A 16,067-nucleotide genomic window follows, 5' to 3' on the forward strand; every position below is an offset into this window, starting at 1 on the left:
GGAATGAGGATATGTCAAAAGAGATAGCAAAAAAACGTATAGAAGAACTGCGTGATTTGTTAAATACATTTAATTATCAATATCACGTATTAGACAATCCTTCTGTTTCTGATGCGGAATATGACCGTAATATGCAGGAGCTTATAAAATTAGAAGCAGAGAACCCAGAGTTTATGAGTGAGGATTCTCCCTCCGTTCGCGTTGGGGGAACTATTCTTGATATATTCGAAAAAGTAACACATAAGTCACCAATGTTAAGTTTAGGAAATGCATTTAACGAAGGAGATTTACGTGATTTCGACAGAAGAGTACGTCAAGGAATTGATGATGCGAATGTAAGATATATATGTGAATTAAAAATTGACGGGCTTGCCGTTTCGCTTCATTATGAAAAAGGACGCTTCATTCAAGGGGCGACACGTGGTGATGGTGTAACGGGTGAAGATATTACTCAAAATTTAAAAACGATTAAAGCTATCCCACTTCGTTTAAATGAAGAAGTAACGTTAGAAGCACGAGGCGAAGCTTATATGCCGAAGCGTTCATTTGTTAAACTAAATGAAGAAAAAGAGCAAAATGGAGAAGATGTATTTGCGAATCCGCGTAATGCGGCAGCAGGCTCAATACGTCAACTTGATCCGAAAATTGCAGCGAAGCGTAACTTATCTATGTTTGTGTACGGTCTTGCGAATGTAGAAGAAAAAACAATTCCATCGCACAGTGAATCGCTTGATTTCCTAGGTGAACTCGGATTTAAGACAAATCCAAATCGCCGTACATGTGAAACAATCGAAGAGGTTATAGCTTATGTAGAAGAATGGCAAGAAAAACGTCCGCATCTTGATTATGAGATTGATGGAATCGTTATAAAAGTAGATGATGTTGCTCTTCAAGAAAGTCTAGGAACTACAGCGAAGAGTCCAAGATGGGCGATTGCTTATAAATTCCCGGCTGAAGAAGTTGTAACGAGATTAACAGGCATTGAATTAAGTGTTGGCCGAACAGGGGTTGTAACACCGACTGCAGAGCTAGAGCCAGTGAGAGTTGCTGGTACGATCGTTCGTCGTGCTTCTTTACATAACGAAGATTTAATTCGTGAAAAAGACATTCGAATTGGTGACTACGTTGTTGTGAAGAAGGCTGGAGATATTATTCCTGAAGTTGTGAACGTTATTTTTGATAAGCGTACTGGTGAAGAAGAAGAATACCGCATGCCAACGCATTGCCCAGCATGTGAGAGTGAACTTGTTCGTTTAGAAGAAGAAGTAGCACTTCGATGTATAAATCCAACTTGTCCAGCTCAAATTCGCGAAGGATTAATTCATTTCGTTTCAAGAAATGCAATGAATATTGATGGGCTTGGAGAACGTGTCATTACACAACTTTTTGATGCAGATTATATTCGTACATTTGCTGATTTATATGCATTAACGAAAGAGCAGTTATTACAGTTAGAACGTTTTGGTGAAAAATCAGCAACAAACTTAATACAAGCAATTGAAAATTCTAAAGAAAACTCGTTAGAGCGATTATTATTTGGTCTTGGAATTCGACACGTTGGAGCGAAAGCAGCACGTACATTTGCAGAGCACTTTGAAACGATGGATGAGCTTGTAAAAGCAACAGAAGAAGAACTAAAAGCAATTAATGAAATTGGCGAAAAAATGGCTCAATCTGTTGTGACATATTTTGATAATGAAGATGTATTAGAGTTATTACAGCAGTTTAAAGAGTATGGCGTGAATATGACATACAAAGGTATAAAAATTGCAGATTTACAAAATGTTGAATCTTACTTCGCAGGAAAAACGGTTGTTTTAACAGGTAAGCTAGAAGTTATGGGACGAAGTGAAGCGAAGAAGAAGATTGAGGCATTAGGTGGAAAAGTAACAGGAAGTGTTAGTAAGAGTACAGATTTGGTTGTTGCAGGTGAATCGGCTGGTTCGAAATTAGCACAAGCGGAGAAACATAATGTTGAGGTTTGGAATGAAGAGAGGTTCTTACAAGAGCTAAATAAGTAAGAGGTGCAAACTTACCATGAAAAAAATAGCATTAGCGGTATTAAGCCTTGGCCTACTTGTAAGTGGGTGTAGTGCAGGTGCCGACAAAGATGAAAAAGTGTCTGAGAAATCGGGGAAAGCAAAAGAACAATCAGTTGTCCCAAAATACGCTATGTCGGATGAATATTATAAGACGACTATTCCATTTTATGGTGGAAAGGCACGTGGTTTAGTCGTGCAAGGAGTAAATAATCGTCTTGATATAGATGAATTTGAAACAGGATTAATGCGTATTGCGAAGGAATCATTTAGTACGAAAGATCATTTCTTTAAAGGCGGAGATACTCTAGAGGCTCAATATGTACAAATGCTTGTTAAAAGAAAGCGTACAAATGCTGAACAGAAAGAACTAGAAGATACATTAAAAAAAGATGCAGTTAAATTTCCAAACATAGGATTAAATCCAGCTTTAGGTGAAGGATCCGAAATACTAGAAGAAAAAAACAAAAAAAATCCAATATATATTTCCAATATTTTAGAGCATGATTATTATGTGAAAAACGGCGACAAAGATGAGCGTAGCGGCATTGTAGTTGGATTAGCAATGAATTCAGTGCATTATTATAATGAAGAACATGGTTACCCGCGTGAAGCTACAATCTCGAATGAAAAAATGTTAGCTGAAGGGAAAAAAATGGCGCAAGAAGTCTTGAAGTTTATGCATCAAAAAGATCCTGAAACAAAAAACCTTCCGATCACATTTGCAATTTATCGTCAGGCTCCGAAGGCGTCACTTGTGCCAGGTAATTTTGTTTCTTATGCAAATGTTGAAAAAGGTAGTGAAACGGTTGAAGATTGGAAACAAATTAATGAAAAATATTATTTGTTCCCATCAGAGCAAGCGAAAACAGATAATAAACGTGAAGATCTTGCAAGAGTATCCAACTTTAAGGCAAAACTAAGCGATTATTTCCAAGGCGACTATACAGCTGTTATTGGTACGGGTATGTATAGAGATGATGAATTAAGAGAAATGAAGCTTGATATTCCTGTCCAATTTAATGGAAAAGCTGAAATAGTTGGTTTTACACAATATGTGGCAGGGCTTGTTATGGAATACTTCCCGAATTATATGAAAGTACAAGTAACAATTAAATCTGTAGAACGCCCAGAAGCCATTATTATACGTGAAGCAAAACAAGATGAACCACTTGTGAAAATTTTAGATTAAATATGAAGGCTGTTCCTCTAAGGAACAGCTTTTTTTCTTATGCAATTTTGTTATAATTTAAAATGTTGTAAATAATAGGGGTAAGGGGTAAAGCTCATGGAAGAATTAAGTTTTCAAGTCATTATTTTATTAATTGCATTCGGTTTTTTAGCAGCTTTTATTGATTCGGTTGTTGGAGGAGGAGGGTTAATTTCGCTTCCGGCGCTTATGTTTGTTGGCTTATCGCCAGCTTCGGCAATTGCAACGAATAAATTAGCGGCAACGATGGGGACGTTTACGAGTGCGATGTATTTCATTCGATCAGGAAAAGTTGATTTTAAAATTGTAGGAAAGTTAATCCCGTTAACTATTGTTGGAGCTGTTGCAGGCGCTTTAGTAGTAAAATTTATTCCATCGGATATTTTACGCCCATTAGTACTTGTAATGTTGGTATTTATTGCTATTTATATTATTGCAAAAAAGAATTGGGGAAGTGTGTCTACCTATAAGAAGATGACGCAAAGAAAAACATTAATATTTTTCTTTGCTATTTTAATGATAGGATTTTATGATGGATTTTTTGGACCAGGGACAGGGTCGTTTTTAATTTTTGCATTTTTATTAATTGGCTTGGATTTTATTCAAGCGGCAGCATCTGGAAAACTTTTGAACTTTGTTAGTAATATTGTATCTTTAATTACTTTTTTATTTTTAGACATAATTCATTTTGAATACGGTATTATCATGGGATTATCAATGATCTTAGGTGCTTATTTTGGATCGAAGTTTGCGGTTCAAAAAGGTGTTGGATATGTAAGAACTTTATTTTTATTAGTTACTATATTATTGATCGGGAAAAATGTTTTGGAATATACTCATATTTTGTAGATTCATACGCATGTATGAATCTCTTTTTTTTATTATATTTTAAAAATTTATTAATTTTTAAAATATAAGTCTAGGAATATTTGAATAAATCTAAATTATCGTGTAGAATAATGTTGTAAAATGTAAACGTTTTTCTAAGGGGAGGCTAAAAAAAATGGTAGTAGCATACAAACATGAGCCATTTACAGATTTTTCAGTGGAGGCTAACAAATTAGCGTTTGAAGAAGGTTTAAAGAAAGTAGAATCTTATCTTGGACAAGACTATCCATTAATTATTGGGGGAGAAAAAATCACTACAGAAGACAAAATTGTTTCTGTAAACCCTGCAAATAAAGAGGAACTTGTTGGTCGTGTTTCAAAAGCAAGCCGTGAGTTAGCTGAAAAAGCAATGCAAGTAGCGGATGAAACATTCCAAACTTGGAGAAAATCAAAGCCAGAAATGCGTGCAGACATTTTATTCCGTGCTGCAGCAATCGTTCGTCGCAGAAAACATGAATTCTCTGCTATTCTTGTAAAAGAAGCAGGTAAGCCATGGAATGAGGCAGATGCTGATACAGCAGAAGCAATCGACTTTATGGAATATTATGGTCGTCAAATGTTAAAATTAAAAGACGGTATTCCAGTAGAAAGCCGTCCAATTGAATATAATCGTTTCTCTTACATTCCATTAGGAGTAGGTGTTATCATTTCTCCTTGGAACTTCCCATTCGCAATTATGGCAGGTATGACAACAGCTGCTTTAGTTTCTGGTAACACAGTATTACTAAAACCAGCTAGTACAACTCCTGTAGTAGCAGCGAAATTTATGGAAGTATTAGAAGAAGCTGGCTTACCAGCTGGCGTAGTAAACTTCGTTCCAGGTAACGGTTCTGAAGTTGGTGACTACTTAGTAGATCATCCTCGTACACGTTTCGTAAGCTTCACGGGATCTCGTGATGTAGGTATCCGTATCTATGAGCGTGCAGCGAAAGTAAACCCAGGACAAATTTGGTTAAAACGTGTTATCGCTGAAATGGGCGGTAAAGATACAATCGTTGTTGATAAAGAAGCAGATCTTGAATTAGCAGCTAAGTCTATCGTTGCATCAGCATTCGGATTCTCAGGACAAAAATGTTCTGCATGTTCTCGTGCAGTAATCCATGAAGATGTATACGATCACGTATTAAATCGTGCTGTTGAATTAACGAAAGAATTAACAGTTGCTAACCCAGCAGTATTAGGTACAAACATGGGTCCTGTTAATGACCAAGCTGCATTTGATAAAGTAATGAGCTATGTTGCAATTGGTAAAGAAGAAGGTAGAATCTTAGCAGGTGGCGAAGGAGACGATTCTAAAGGCTGGTTCATCCAACCAACAATCGTTGCTGACGTTGCAGAAGATGCTCGCTTAATGAAAGAAGAAATCTTCGGACCAGTAGTAGCATTCTGTAAAGCGAAAGACTTCGATCATGCACTTGCAATTGCAAACAATACGGAATACGGTTTAACAGGTGCTGTTATTACTAACAACCGTGACCATATTGAAAAAGCACGCGAAGACTTCCACGTTGGTAACTTATACTTCAACCGTGGATGTACTGGTGCAATCGTAGGTTACCAACCATTCGGTGGCTTTAACATGTCTGGTACAGACTCTAAAGCTGGTGGACCTGATTACTTAGCACTTCACATGCAAGCAAAAACTACTTCTGAAACTTTATAAGAAATAGTAGAGGAGCTCTTCACAGAATGTGAAGAGCTCCTTTTAAAATTGAAATCCTATATATTACCATCGTTCGAAGGGAATGAGCTAAAACCTATTAATAGCGTGATAAACATGTGAACAGAAATAAAATGATGAGAAAAGTTGACTTATTAGTCATATTTTTTAGTATTCATTTTGAGAATTTCCTGTATAATACAATTTGAAAGAAAATCTATGGTTCGACAAGGAACACTCCTTTCAGTTTTGCTCACTGAAAGGAGTGTTTTTTTATGTAGCTAAAAATTCTTGCGTGCTTATTACATTTGCATATACGCCATTTAAACTAGCTAAAATTGTATTGTGAATATAAACAGCTGGTATAGTAGCGTTCTTAAAAGAAAGGTCTTTTGTAGCACAAGCGTCATGTATAACGGTACATTGAAAGCCAAAATCGAATGCAGCCCTTACTGTTGCATCGATACACATATGAGTCATCATCCCGCATACAACGACATGTTCAATATTTAAACGTTTTAATTGCTCTAGAAGATTAGTTTCTCGGAAGCTATTTGGATAATGTTTGACTATAACTGTTTCTTCTCTAAGTGGACGTACGCTTTCATGAATATGTACACCTTCTGTATTAGGTAGGAAAAAAGTAGCGTCATCTTTTATAGCTACGTGTTGGATATGAAAAATAGGTTCGCTGTTTGTTCTAAAGTGTTGTAATAACTGATTAGTATATTCGCTTGCTTCTACTGGATTACGCAATTCCATCTTTCCATTTGGAAAATAATCGTTTTGAATATCGACGAGTAAAAGAGCTGTTTTCATATATTTATCTTCCTCCGAGTTTCATATTCAAATAAATTTATTCAATTTGTAGAGAGGATTCTCCTGTTTAAAAATATGAGGAAGAAGAATTTTAAATAACCTTGAAAGTTACTATTTTTCAGATGAATATTCATCTGAAAATTTTAATAAAGGAATAATTAATATTTTTCTAAAAAATGTATTGACTCTTATTATTCTGAGTTCTATAATGAGAATTAATTAAACGACAATTAAATCGATACATTCTTATCCAGAGAGGTGGAGGGACTGGCCCTACGATACCTCAGCAACGGGTTTTTTAATACCGTGCTAACTCCAGCAAGCCATATAAAGGCTTGGAAGATGAGAAGATGTGAACGAGTACATATAAGTGCTCTCCTTCTTATCTTTATGGTTGATAAGAAGGAGGGCACTTTTTATTTTACCTCGAAAGCTCTACTTTAAGTTTTTACAGCATATAGGAGGGGGAAAAATGATTTCTTTTAACAATGTAAGTAAAGTGTATGAATCAGCTGGGCAATTTGTTCATGCGGTGGAGGATGTAACATTATCAGTTGAGAAAGGCGAAATTTTTGGCATTATCGGTTTTAGTGGAGCTGGAAAGAGTACATTATTACGCTTAGTAAATATGTTAGAGAGACCGACGGCAGGAACGATTTCAATAGATGATAAAGATATTACATCATTATCGACGAAAGAATTACGCAAACTAAGACAAAGAATCGGAATGATTTTTCAAAGCTTTAATTTATTTAATTCAAGAACAGTGTTTGGGAATATTGCTTATCCATTAAAGTTAGCGAAATTGCCAAAGAACGAGATAAAGGAACGAGTGAATGAACTGCTGAGGTTTGTAGGGTTAGAAGATAAAGCAAACTATTATCCAGAACAGCTATCAGGGGGACAAAAGCAGCGTGTTGGTATTGCTAGAGCACTTGCGACATCGCCAGATATTCTTATATGTGATGAGGCAACATCAGCCTTAGATCCAGAAACGACGACAGAAATTCTAAACTTATTAAAGAAAGTAAATCGAGAATACAATTTAACAATTCTTCTTATTACACATGAAATGCATGTTGTGAAAGAAATTTGTCACCGTGTAGCTGTAATGGAGAAGGGAAAAGTTATTGAAGAAGGAAAACTGTTTGATGTTTTCACGCAACCAAAAACAAAGACGACTCAAAACTTTGTACGTTCTGTTATTAATGATCATTTACCAGAAAGTGTTCTAGCGAAAATTCAAAATGGTGGTCAAATTTATCGTCTAACATTTACTGGTGAGGAGACAGGACAGCCGGTACTATCATATATTGCAAAAAACTATAACGTTGATGTAAATGTACTGTACGGAAATATTATTGAACTTCAAAATGTGCTATTTGGAAATCTGCTTGTAGAATTGCAAGGTGAGCAGAGGGAAATTCAAAAAGCATTACAACATCTAAGACTGCAAGTGCAGCTGAAGGAGGTAGAAGCTCATGCGAGTTGATTGGAGTATATTTTGGCCGCGCATACTAGATGCGACGGGAGATACCCTCTTAATGGTAATTGTAACACTTATATTCGCTACAATTCTGGGTATACCTCTAGGTTTACTTTTATATGTAACGAGAAAAGGAAACTTTTTAGAAAATAAATGGGTCTTTTCTATTCTTAACATCATAATTAATACAATTCGTCCGGTACCATTCATTATCTTTTTAGTAGCTTTAAGCCCACTAACAAGAAGCGTTATTGGAACGACGATTGGAACAGCAGCGGCAATTTTCCCGATGACGTTAGTCGCATCAATTGGTATTGCTAGAATGGTTGAAACAAATCTTGTTTCCGTTCCGAAAGGAGTAATTGAAGCAGCGCAAGCAATGGGCGCCTCGCCAATTAGAATCGTTTTTGAAATCCTTGTACCAGAAGCGTTAGCACCATTAATCTTAGGTGTCACGTTTATGACAGTTGGTTTAATTGAATTTTCTGCAGTTGCTGGGCTTGTCGGTGGTGGCGGTCTTGGTGACTTGGCAATGACATATGGTTATCAACGTTTTGATACATCGGTTATGTTCGTAACGGTTGTTTTACTTATTATTCTCGTACAGATAGCTCAAAATTTAGGAAACTACTTTGCGAAAGTCTTGTTACGCAGATCATAAAAAGGAAGAGAGGAAAAGAAAATGAAGAAAATTTTAGCATTTGCATTATCAGCGATTGTAGGAATCTCAGCATTAAGCGGCTGCTCAAGTGGAGACACGGGTGCAGGAGCGAAAGAAAAAGTAGTTCGCGTCGGTGTAACTGGAACGGATGGAGACGCTTGGGAAATTTTGAAGAAAAAAGCTGAAAAAGAAGGGATTAAAGTTAAACTGATTGAGTTCTCTGATTACACAACGCCAAATAAAGCGTTAGCTGATGGAGATATTGAATTAAACTCATTCCAGCATATTGCTTTCTTAGAGCAATTTAAAAAAGAGCATAAGTTAGATATTACAGCTGTTGGTACAACGCAAATTGCACCAATGGGTTTATACTCTGAAAAATATAAGAAAGCAAATGAAATCCCAGATGGTTCAGAAATTGCAATTCCAAACGATCCAACGAACCAAGCACGTGCATTAAAACTTCTTGATGCAGCTGGATTATTAAAGCTTAAAAAAGATTTTGGCTTATTTGGAGATCCAAGCGGCATTGCTGAAAATCCGAAGAAATTAAAAATCACGCCGGTTATCGCACAGCAAACACCTCGTGTATTAAAAGATGTAGCAGCTTCAGTTATTAATAACGGTGTTGCTGGTCAAGCTGGATTAGATCCAGCGAAGGATCCTATTTTCTTAGAAGATCCAAAGAATGAAAATGCGAAGCCTTATATTAATATTTTCGCAGCTCGTACGAAAGATAAAGATGATCCAACACTGAAAAAAGTAATTGAATTATATCATTCAAAAGAAGTAACAGATGCAATTAAGAAAGAAACAAATGATGGTTCAATTTCAGTTGACCTTTCACTTGAGGAGCTTGAAAAAATCGTAAAATAATGATTGGGTTTAATGGACTAACAGAAGGAACCCCTCCGCTGTTAGTTCGTTCAACATATAATCTACTTAACAAACGAACCCTAATTCTGTACCTTCCAATTTTGTATAACGTAGAATCCAATGTTTGTTAAGTAGAGTAATGGACCAGGAGTTTTCCTGGTCTTTTTTTATGAATGAAAGTAGATAGCGAACAGTAAGGTAATCTGAAAAACCAATTGTTTAGATTGTTTTTTTCAGATTAGACAGAAAACTTCCTTTAAAATAGTATTCTTTTATGATAGATTTATAAATATAAAACTAGAATTTACATAAAAATCCATAATGGTAAATATACTTATCTATAATGGGTATACAGCTAACGAGGGGGAGAACGATGAGAAGACGTAATACGCAAGCGTTCACATTTTTAGCATGGACTTCATTTGTTTGTGCGCTTTCAGGTATGCTAATTGGGATTTATACGTTAGATGAAACGCTTAGTGTAAAAGGATACTATTTAATTGGAACACTATTTTTAACGATGTCTTGTTTTGTGTTACAAAAAACAATTCGTGATAATGAAGAAGATAACGAGAGATTTCCGAAAAATAAACCGTTAGATAAAGAGTAAATTGTAAAGAAAGGCATTTGCCTTTCTTTTTTTATGTAAAAATGGCGTAAGTGCCGTGTGTTGACTTGCTTGAAGTACTGAAAATTTGGTATCATCAATAGTATTGTAGATTGAACGATATATTATGGAGGTGGCCTAGCCGTGTCAAGAATTTCCGTTGAGAATGTAAAGCACGTAGCACATTTAGCACGTCTTGCAATTACTGATCAAGAAGCTGAAAAATTTCAAAAACAACTAGATGCAATTGTTACATTTGCAGAACAGTTAAATGAATTAGATACAACAGATGTAAAACCAACAACTCATGTATTAACTATGAAAAATGTTATGCGTGAAGATGTACCAGAAAAAGGTTTACCAGTCGAAGAAGTATTAAAAAATGCACCGGATCACAAAGATAATCAAATCCGTGTTCCAGCAGTATTAGAATAGAGGAGGGGAATTTCGATGTCATTATTTGATCATTCAGTATCAGAGTTACATAAGAAATTAAACAACAAAGAAATTTCCGTTACGGATTTAGTAGAAGAATCTTACAAACGTATTGCGGATGTTGAAGATAACGTAAAAGCTTTTCTTACATTAGATGAAGAAAATGCACGCGCAAAAGCGAAAGAATTAGATGCAAAAATCGGCGCTGAAGATAATGGTTTATTATTCGGTATGCCAATTGGTGTAAAAGATAACATTGTAACTAACGGTCTTCGTACAACTTGTGCGAGTAAAATGTTAGCAAACTTCGATCCAATTTATGATGCGACAGTTGTGCAAAAGCTAAAAGCTGCTGACACGATTACAATCGGTAAATTAAACATGGACGAGTTTGCAATGGGTTCTTCAAATGAAAACTCAGGATTCTACGCTACGAAAAACCCATGGAACTTAGATTACGTTCCGGGCGGATCTAGTGGTGGTTCTGCAGCAGCTGTAGCAGCGGGAGAAGTACTATTCTCTCTAGGTTCTGATACGGGTGGTTCTATCCGTCAGCCGGCTGCATATTGCGGTGTTGTAGGTTTAAAACCAACTTACGGACGCGTATCTCGTTACGGATTAGTAGCATTCGCATCTTCACTTGACCAAATCGGACCGATTACACGTACAGTAGAAGACAATGCATACTTATTACAAGCTATTTCAGGTATTGACCGCATGGATGCAACTTCTGCAAATGTTGAAGTTGGAAACTATTTAGCTGGTTTAACAGGCGATGTTAAAGGTTTACGCATTGCTGTACCGAAAGAATACTTAGGCGAAGGTGTTGGCGAAGAAGCTCGTGAGTCAGTACTAGCTGCTTTAAAAGTATTAGAAGGTATGGGCGCAACTTGGGAGGAAGTATCTCTTCCGCACTCTAAATACGCTCTAGCAACGTATTACTTATTATCTTCTTCTGAAGCATCTGCTAACCTTTCACGCTTTGATGGCGTGCGTTACGGTGTTCGTTCTGATAATGTAAATAACTTATTAGATCTTTACAAAAACACACGTAGTGAAGGTTTCGGTGATGAAGTTAAACGTCGTATTATGCTTGGTACATTTGCCCTTAGCTCTGGTTACTATGATGCATATTACAAAAAAGCACAACAAGTACGTACATTAATTAAAAATGACTTTGAAAATGTATTTGCTAACTATGATGTTATTATTGGACCAACAACACCAACTCCGGCATTTAAAGTTGGAGAAAAAGTTGACGACCCAATGACAATGTATGCAAATGACATTTTAACAATCCCAGTAAACTTAGCGGGTGTTCCAGCGATTTCAGTTCCATGTGGATTCGGTGCTAACAACATGCCACTTGGTCTACAAATCATTGGTAAACACTTCGATGAAGCGACAATTTACCGCGTTGCACATGCGTTTGAGCAAGCAACAGACTATCATACAAAAAAAGCAAGTCTGTAAGGAGGCGAGCATAGATGAATTTAGAAACAATTATTGGTTTAGAGGTTCACGTTGAGTTAAAAACAAATTCGAAAATTTTCTCTGCGAGTCCAACAGAATTCGGAGCGGAGCCAAATACACAAACAAGTGTAATTGACTTAGGATACCCAGGGGTACTTCCTACTTTAAATAAAGAAGCAGTTAACTTTGCAATGAAAGCTGCAATGGCATTAAACTGTGAGATCGCAACGGAAACGAAGTTCGACCGTAAAAACTATTTCTATCCAGATAATCCGAAAGCTTACCAAATTTCTCAATTTGATAAGCCAATTGGTGAAAATGGTTGGATTGAAATCGAAGTAGACGGTAAAAAGAAACGTATCGGTATTACACGTCTTCATTTAGAAGAAGATGCTGGTAAATCAACGCATACAGCTGATGGTTCATTAGTAGACTACAACCGTCAAGGTATGCCTTTAATCGAGATCGTATCTGAGCCAGATATGCGTACGCCAGAAGAAGCATATGCATACTTAGAGAAGTTAAAATCAATCATTCAATATACTGGTGTATCTGATTGTAAGATGGAAGAAGGTTCTCTGCGTTGTGATGCGAACATTTCTCTTCGTCCAGTTGGACAAGAGAAGTTTGGTACAAAAGCGGAACTGAAAAACTTAAACTCATTCACTTACGTACAAAAAGGTCTTGAGCACGAGCAAGTGCGCCAAGAAAAAGAACTGTTATCTGGTGGTATCATCCAACAAGAAACACGTCGTTATGATGAAGCAACGAAGAAAACAATCTTAATGCGTGTGAAAGAAGGATCTGACGATTACCGTTACTTCCCGGAGCCAGACTTAGTTGAACTTTACATCGACGATGAGTGGAAAGAAGCAGTTCGAGCTTCTATTCCAGAACTTCCAGATGCGCGTAAAGCTCGCTACGTTGCAGAAATTGGCTTACCAGCTTATGATGCACACGTATTAACATTAACGAAAGAAATGTCTGATTTCTTTGAAGCGACTGTTGCAGACGGTGCTGATGCGAAATTAACATCGAACTGGTTAATGGGTGAAGTACTTGCATACTTAAACAAACAACAAAAAGAATTAAAAGACGTTGCATTAACGCCTGCTGGTTTATCTAAAATGGTTCAATTAATTGAAAAAGGTACAATTTCTTCTAAAATTGCGAAGAAAGTATTTAATGAATTAATCGAAAAAGGTGGAGACCCAGAAGAAATCGTTAAAGCGAAAGGTCTTGTTCAAATTTCTGACGAGGGTACACTTCGTAAAGTTGTAACAGAAATTCTTGATAATAATGGGCAATCTATCGAAGACTTTAAAAACGGTAAAGACCGTGCAATTGGGTTCTTAGTTGGTCAAATTATGAAAGCTACAAAAGGACAAGCAAATCCACCGCTTGTTAACAAAATCTTACTTGAAGAGATTAATAAGCGATAATAGTAGTGACTTTTAAAGATTAAGCAGAAAAACACCCGTACATGGGTGTTTTTCTAGGTTAATCAAACGTTTGTTTAAATGAGACAAAATCGTTTAAACAAACGTTTGATTAACTGTCAAAAGTGGAAAAATGTTTGTATAGCAACTATGGTATGATAGTTGCAAAAAGGTGGGAATAATGATAAATCTAAACATAGAGGTTTTTTTTCATCTCATGAAATAATAGATAGTTATTATTCGTTATATGTAAATTTTTATGGAAGAATGGATAGAAATAAAGTGAAACTTTAATCAGTGGGAGGTTCATCCAAAGCTGATTATTAGCCCACACCAATCGGGCATTTACTGCCCACAAATAGCGGGATAAATTTTTTGGTCAAATAAAACAAAACCATTGAAATGAATATTTACTTTTGATGGACTACACGAATCGGGTTCTTACTGCCTGTTTGAGCGGGATAAAAGAAGGATAGCAAGATGAGAGGAGGTAGGCATGGGAATACTGAATAGAAGTTCGGTATGTTCTTTTTCGATGCATAAAGAAATTTCCTATGCTAATAAATGATGAAGCGAGCAAGAATTATTTATAATCCTACTTCTGGGCGTGAGCTATTTAAGAAGAGCTTACCAGAAGTATTACAAAAATTAGAACAAGCTGGCTATGAGACATCTTGTCATGCGACAACGGGTCCTGGAGACGCTACTGTGGCGGCGAGGCAAGCTGCGGATCGTAAGTTTGATGTTGTTATTGCCGCTGGTGGCGACGGTACATTAAATGAAGTAGTAAACGGTTTAGTTGGACATGAATTCCGCCCGAAATTTGGAATTATTCCAGTTGGAACGACAAATGACTTTGCACGTGCGATTGGTGTACCTCGTTCTATTGAAGAGGCAGCAGATATTATTTGCGAAGGAAAAACAGTGCCATTAGACCTCGGTAGAGCGAACGATACATATTTTATTAACATCGCTGGTGGCGGTCGTATTACAGAATTAACATACGAAGTACCGAGTAAGTTAAAGACAGTATTAGGACAACTTGCTTATTACCTAAAAGGTATCGAGATGTTACCATCATTGCATCCGACATATGTTGAAATTGAGTATGATGGAAAGTTACTACAAGAAGAAATTACGATGTTTTTAATTACGAATACTCGTTCAGTAGGTGGATTTGAAAAGGTAGCACCGTATGCATCTATTAACGATGGGTTATTTGACCTATTAGTACTGAAAAAAGGTTCTATCGCTGATTTAATTAAAGCAGCAACACAAGCACAACGTGGTGAACATATTAATAATCCAAAAGTGTTATATACACAAGCGAACCGAATTAAAGTACATTCACCAGATAAACTAATGATTAATTTAGATGGTGAGTATGGTGGAGATGCACCGATGGAATTTGAAAATATATATCATTGTTTAGAACTATTTGTTCCTGAACATCAAGAGGATGCCTTGTAAAGGCATCCTTTTTTACTTTGTTAAAATGAATTGTAAATTGGGAGTTAGTTTGATTTTTATGGTATTTTTACAATTCTTTTATTTTACATCCATATTTTATTGATACACTGGAGGAGATAAGAAACGAGAGGTAGGATGCTATGGAGAAGGTAAAAGCAATACTATTTGATAAAGATGGGACATTAATGGATTTTCATTCAATTTGGATAAAAGTAGCTGAAGAACTTGTAGCTGAATGTATAAGTTTATATCATTTACCAAGTACAATAGGGCAGACCTTATTAGAAGAGATTGGTGTAGAGGGAGCATTTGTTAATCCGAGGAGTGCAATAGCTGCTGGAACAAGCCTTGATGTAGCGAAGGGGCTTTGTAATTATATTGAGTCTGCTAGAGAAGAAGAGATGCATCATTGGGTAAGTGAGAAGTTATTTTCCCTTATGTATGAGCATCGTTCGCATATGAAAATGACAGCAGATTTACCGAAAGTGTTACAGGCATTAAAAGATAAAGGATTTATATTAGGGGTTGTCACGGCGGATGATTTCGCACCAACAGAATTATTTTTAAAACAATATAAGTTGGAGAACTTTTTTGATTATATTATAGCCTCGGATACATTCCTTGCGCAAAAACCAGATAAAAAGATTATAGAAGTGTTTTGTGAGAAATTTAATTTAGAATCATGTGAGGTTGCGGTTGTTGGAGATACGCCAACTGATTTACATTTAGCTAAAAATGGTGGTGATTGCTATGCAATTGGGGTGCTATCTGGTACGGGAGACCGTCCAACATTAGAACCACTTGCTGATTTAGTGTTAGATTCTGTTGGAGAGTTTATTTCTCAATCGGGTGAGTTTTTCTGGGAGAAAGAAAAGTCTAATGTGTAAGGAAAATAAGTCTATAAAGACTCTTAATGAGTCTTTATAGACTTATTTTTTATGCCTGGATACAAAGAATATAGGATAAATGCTAGAAAGGAAAGTTGGCATATATTTTGCAATAAG

At 36.3% G+C, this 16,067-nt stretch carries 13 protein-coding genes, 1 pseudogene and 1 riboswitch; of the genes and pseudogenes, 13 read left to right on the top strand and 1 reads right to left on the bottom strand.

The window, feature by feature from the left end; all coding sequences use genetic code 11:
- The first annotated feature begins 11 nt into the window (after positions 1-11).
- From ligA to pruA, 4 genes are all read left to right on the top strand, one after another.
- Positions 12-2,021 (top strand): NAD-dependent DNA ligase LigA, encoded by a 2,010-nt coding sequence (ligA, locus tag DOS87_RS01890; protein ID WP_000031434.1) that lies wholly within the window; start codon positions 12-14, stop codon positions 2,019-2,021.
- Positions 2,022-2,037: 16 nt separating this feature from the next.
- A complete protein-coding gene (locus DOS87_RS01895; protein ID WP_000717037.1) occupies positions 2,038-3,231 on the top strand; it encodes a CamS family sex pheromone protein in 1,194 nt (397 codons plus the stop codon).
- A 96-nt stretch (positions 3,232-3,327) separates the two neighbouring features.
- Positions 3,328-4,098, top strand: coding sequence for a TSUP family transporter (locus tag DOS87_RS01900; RefSeq protein WP_000391975.1), 771 nt, complete (start codon positions 3,328-3,330; stop codon positions 4,096-4,098).
- A 154-nt stretch (positions 4,099-4,252) separates the two neighbouring features.
- Positions 4,253-5,800, top strand: a complete 1,548-nt coding sequence (gene pruA / locus DOS87_RS01905; RefSeq protein ID WP_000259555.1) for an L-glutamate gamma-semialdehyde dehydrogenase — start codon at positions 4,253-4,255, stop codon at positions 5,798-5,800.
- 250 nt (positions 5,801-6,050) lie between these two features.
- On the opposite strand, the pseudogene DOS87_RS01910 reads toward pruA, so the two are convergent.
- Positions 6,051-6,616: pseudogene (locus DOS87_RS01910) on the bottom strand (cysteine hydrolase family protein).
- A gap of 243 nt (positions 6,617-6,859) precedes the next feature.
- Positions 6,860-6,965: riboswitch (SAM riboswitch) on the top strand.
- A gap of 123 nt (positions 6,966-7,088) precedes the next feature.
- On the opposite strand from DOS87_RS01910, the gene DOS87_RS01915 reads away from it, so the two are divergent.
- From DOS87_RS01915 to DOS87_RS01955, 9 genes are all read left to right on the top strand, one after another.
- Entirely contained in the window at positions 7,089-8,108 is a 1,020-nt protein-coding gene (locus tag DOS87_RS01915) for a methionine ABC transporter ATP-binding protein (RefSeq protein WP_000622964.1), read from the top strand.
- The gene (locus tag DOS87_RS01920) at positions 8,098-8,763 is read left to right on the top strand and encodes a methionine ABC transporter permease (protein WP_001261865.1); all 666 of its coding nucleotides are present in this window, start codon (positions 8,098-8,100) and stop codon (positions 8,761-8,763) included. The genes DOS87_RS01915 and DOS87_RS01920 overlap by 11 nt, the downstream gene beginning before the upstream one ends.
- A 21-nt stretch (positions 8,764-8,784) precedes the next feature.
- Entirely contained in the window at positions 8,785-9,639 is an 855-nt protein-coding gene (locus tag DOS87_RS01925; protein ID WP_000721588.1) for a MetQ/NlpA family ABC transporter substrate-binding protein, read from the top strand.
- A gap of 373 nt (positions 9,640-10,012) precedes the next feature.
- Complete coding sequence (locus DOS87_RS01930; protein WP_001254393.1) at positions 10,013-10,249, top strand: YiaA/YiaB family inner membrane protein; 237 nt, start codon at positions 10,013-10,015, stop codon at positions 10,247-10,249.
- 141 nt (positions 10,250-10,390) lie between these two features.
- Positions 10,391-10,681, top strand: a complete 291-nt coding sequence (gene gatC, locus DOS87_RS01935; protein ID WP_000086999.1) for an Asp-tRNA(Asn)/Glu-tRNA(Gln) amidotransferase subunit GatC — start codon at positions 10,391-10,393, stop codon at positions 10,679-10,681.
- A gap of 15 nt (positions 10,682-10,696) precedes the next feature.
- On the top strand, positions 10,697-12,154 hold the full coding sequence (gatA, locus tag DOS87_RS01940) for an Asp-tRNA(Asn)/Glu-tRNA(Gln) amidotransferase subunit GatA (protein ID WP_000051441.1): 1,458 nt from the start codon (positions 10,697-10,699) through the stop codon (positions 12,152-12,154).
- A gap of 14 nt (positions 12,155-12,168) precedes the next feature.
- Entirely contained in the window at positions 12,169-13,596 is a 1,428-nt protein-coding gene (gene gatB / locus DOS87_RS01945) for an Asp-tRNA(Asn)/Glu-tRNA(Gln) amidotransferase subunit GatB (protein WP_001047684.1), read from the top strand.
- Between the two features lie 561 nt (positions 13,597-14,157).
- Entirely contained in the window at positions 14,158-15,063 is a 906-nt protein-coding gene (locus DOS87_RS01950) for a diacylglycerol kinase (protein WP_000977679.1), read from the top strand.
- 140 nt (positions 15,064-15,203) lie between these two features.
- Complete coding sequence (locus DOS87_RS01955) at positions 15,204-15,950, top strand: HAD family hydrolase (RefSeq protein WP_000416657.1); 747 nt, start codon at positions 15,204-15,206, stop codon at positions 15,948-15,950.
- Positions 15,951-16,067: the final 117 nt, after the last annotated feature.

Origin of the sequence: Bacillus sp. CR71, from assembly GCF_003429245.1 — a bacterium.
GTDB lineage: Bacteria > Bacillota > Bacilli > Bacillales > Bacillaceae_G > Bacillus_A > Bacillus_A thuringiensis_S.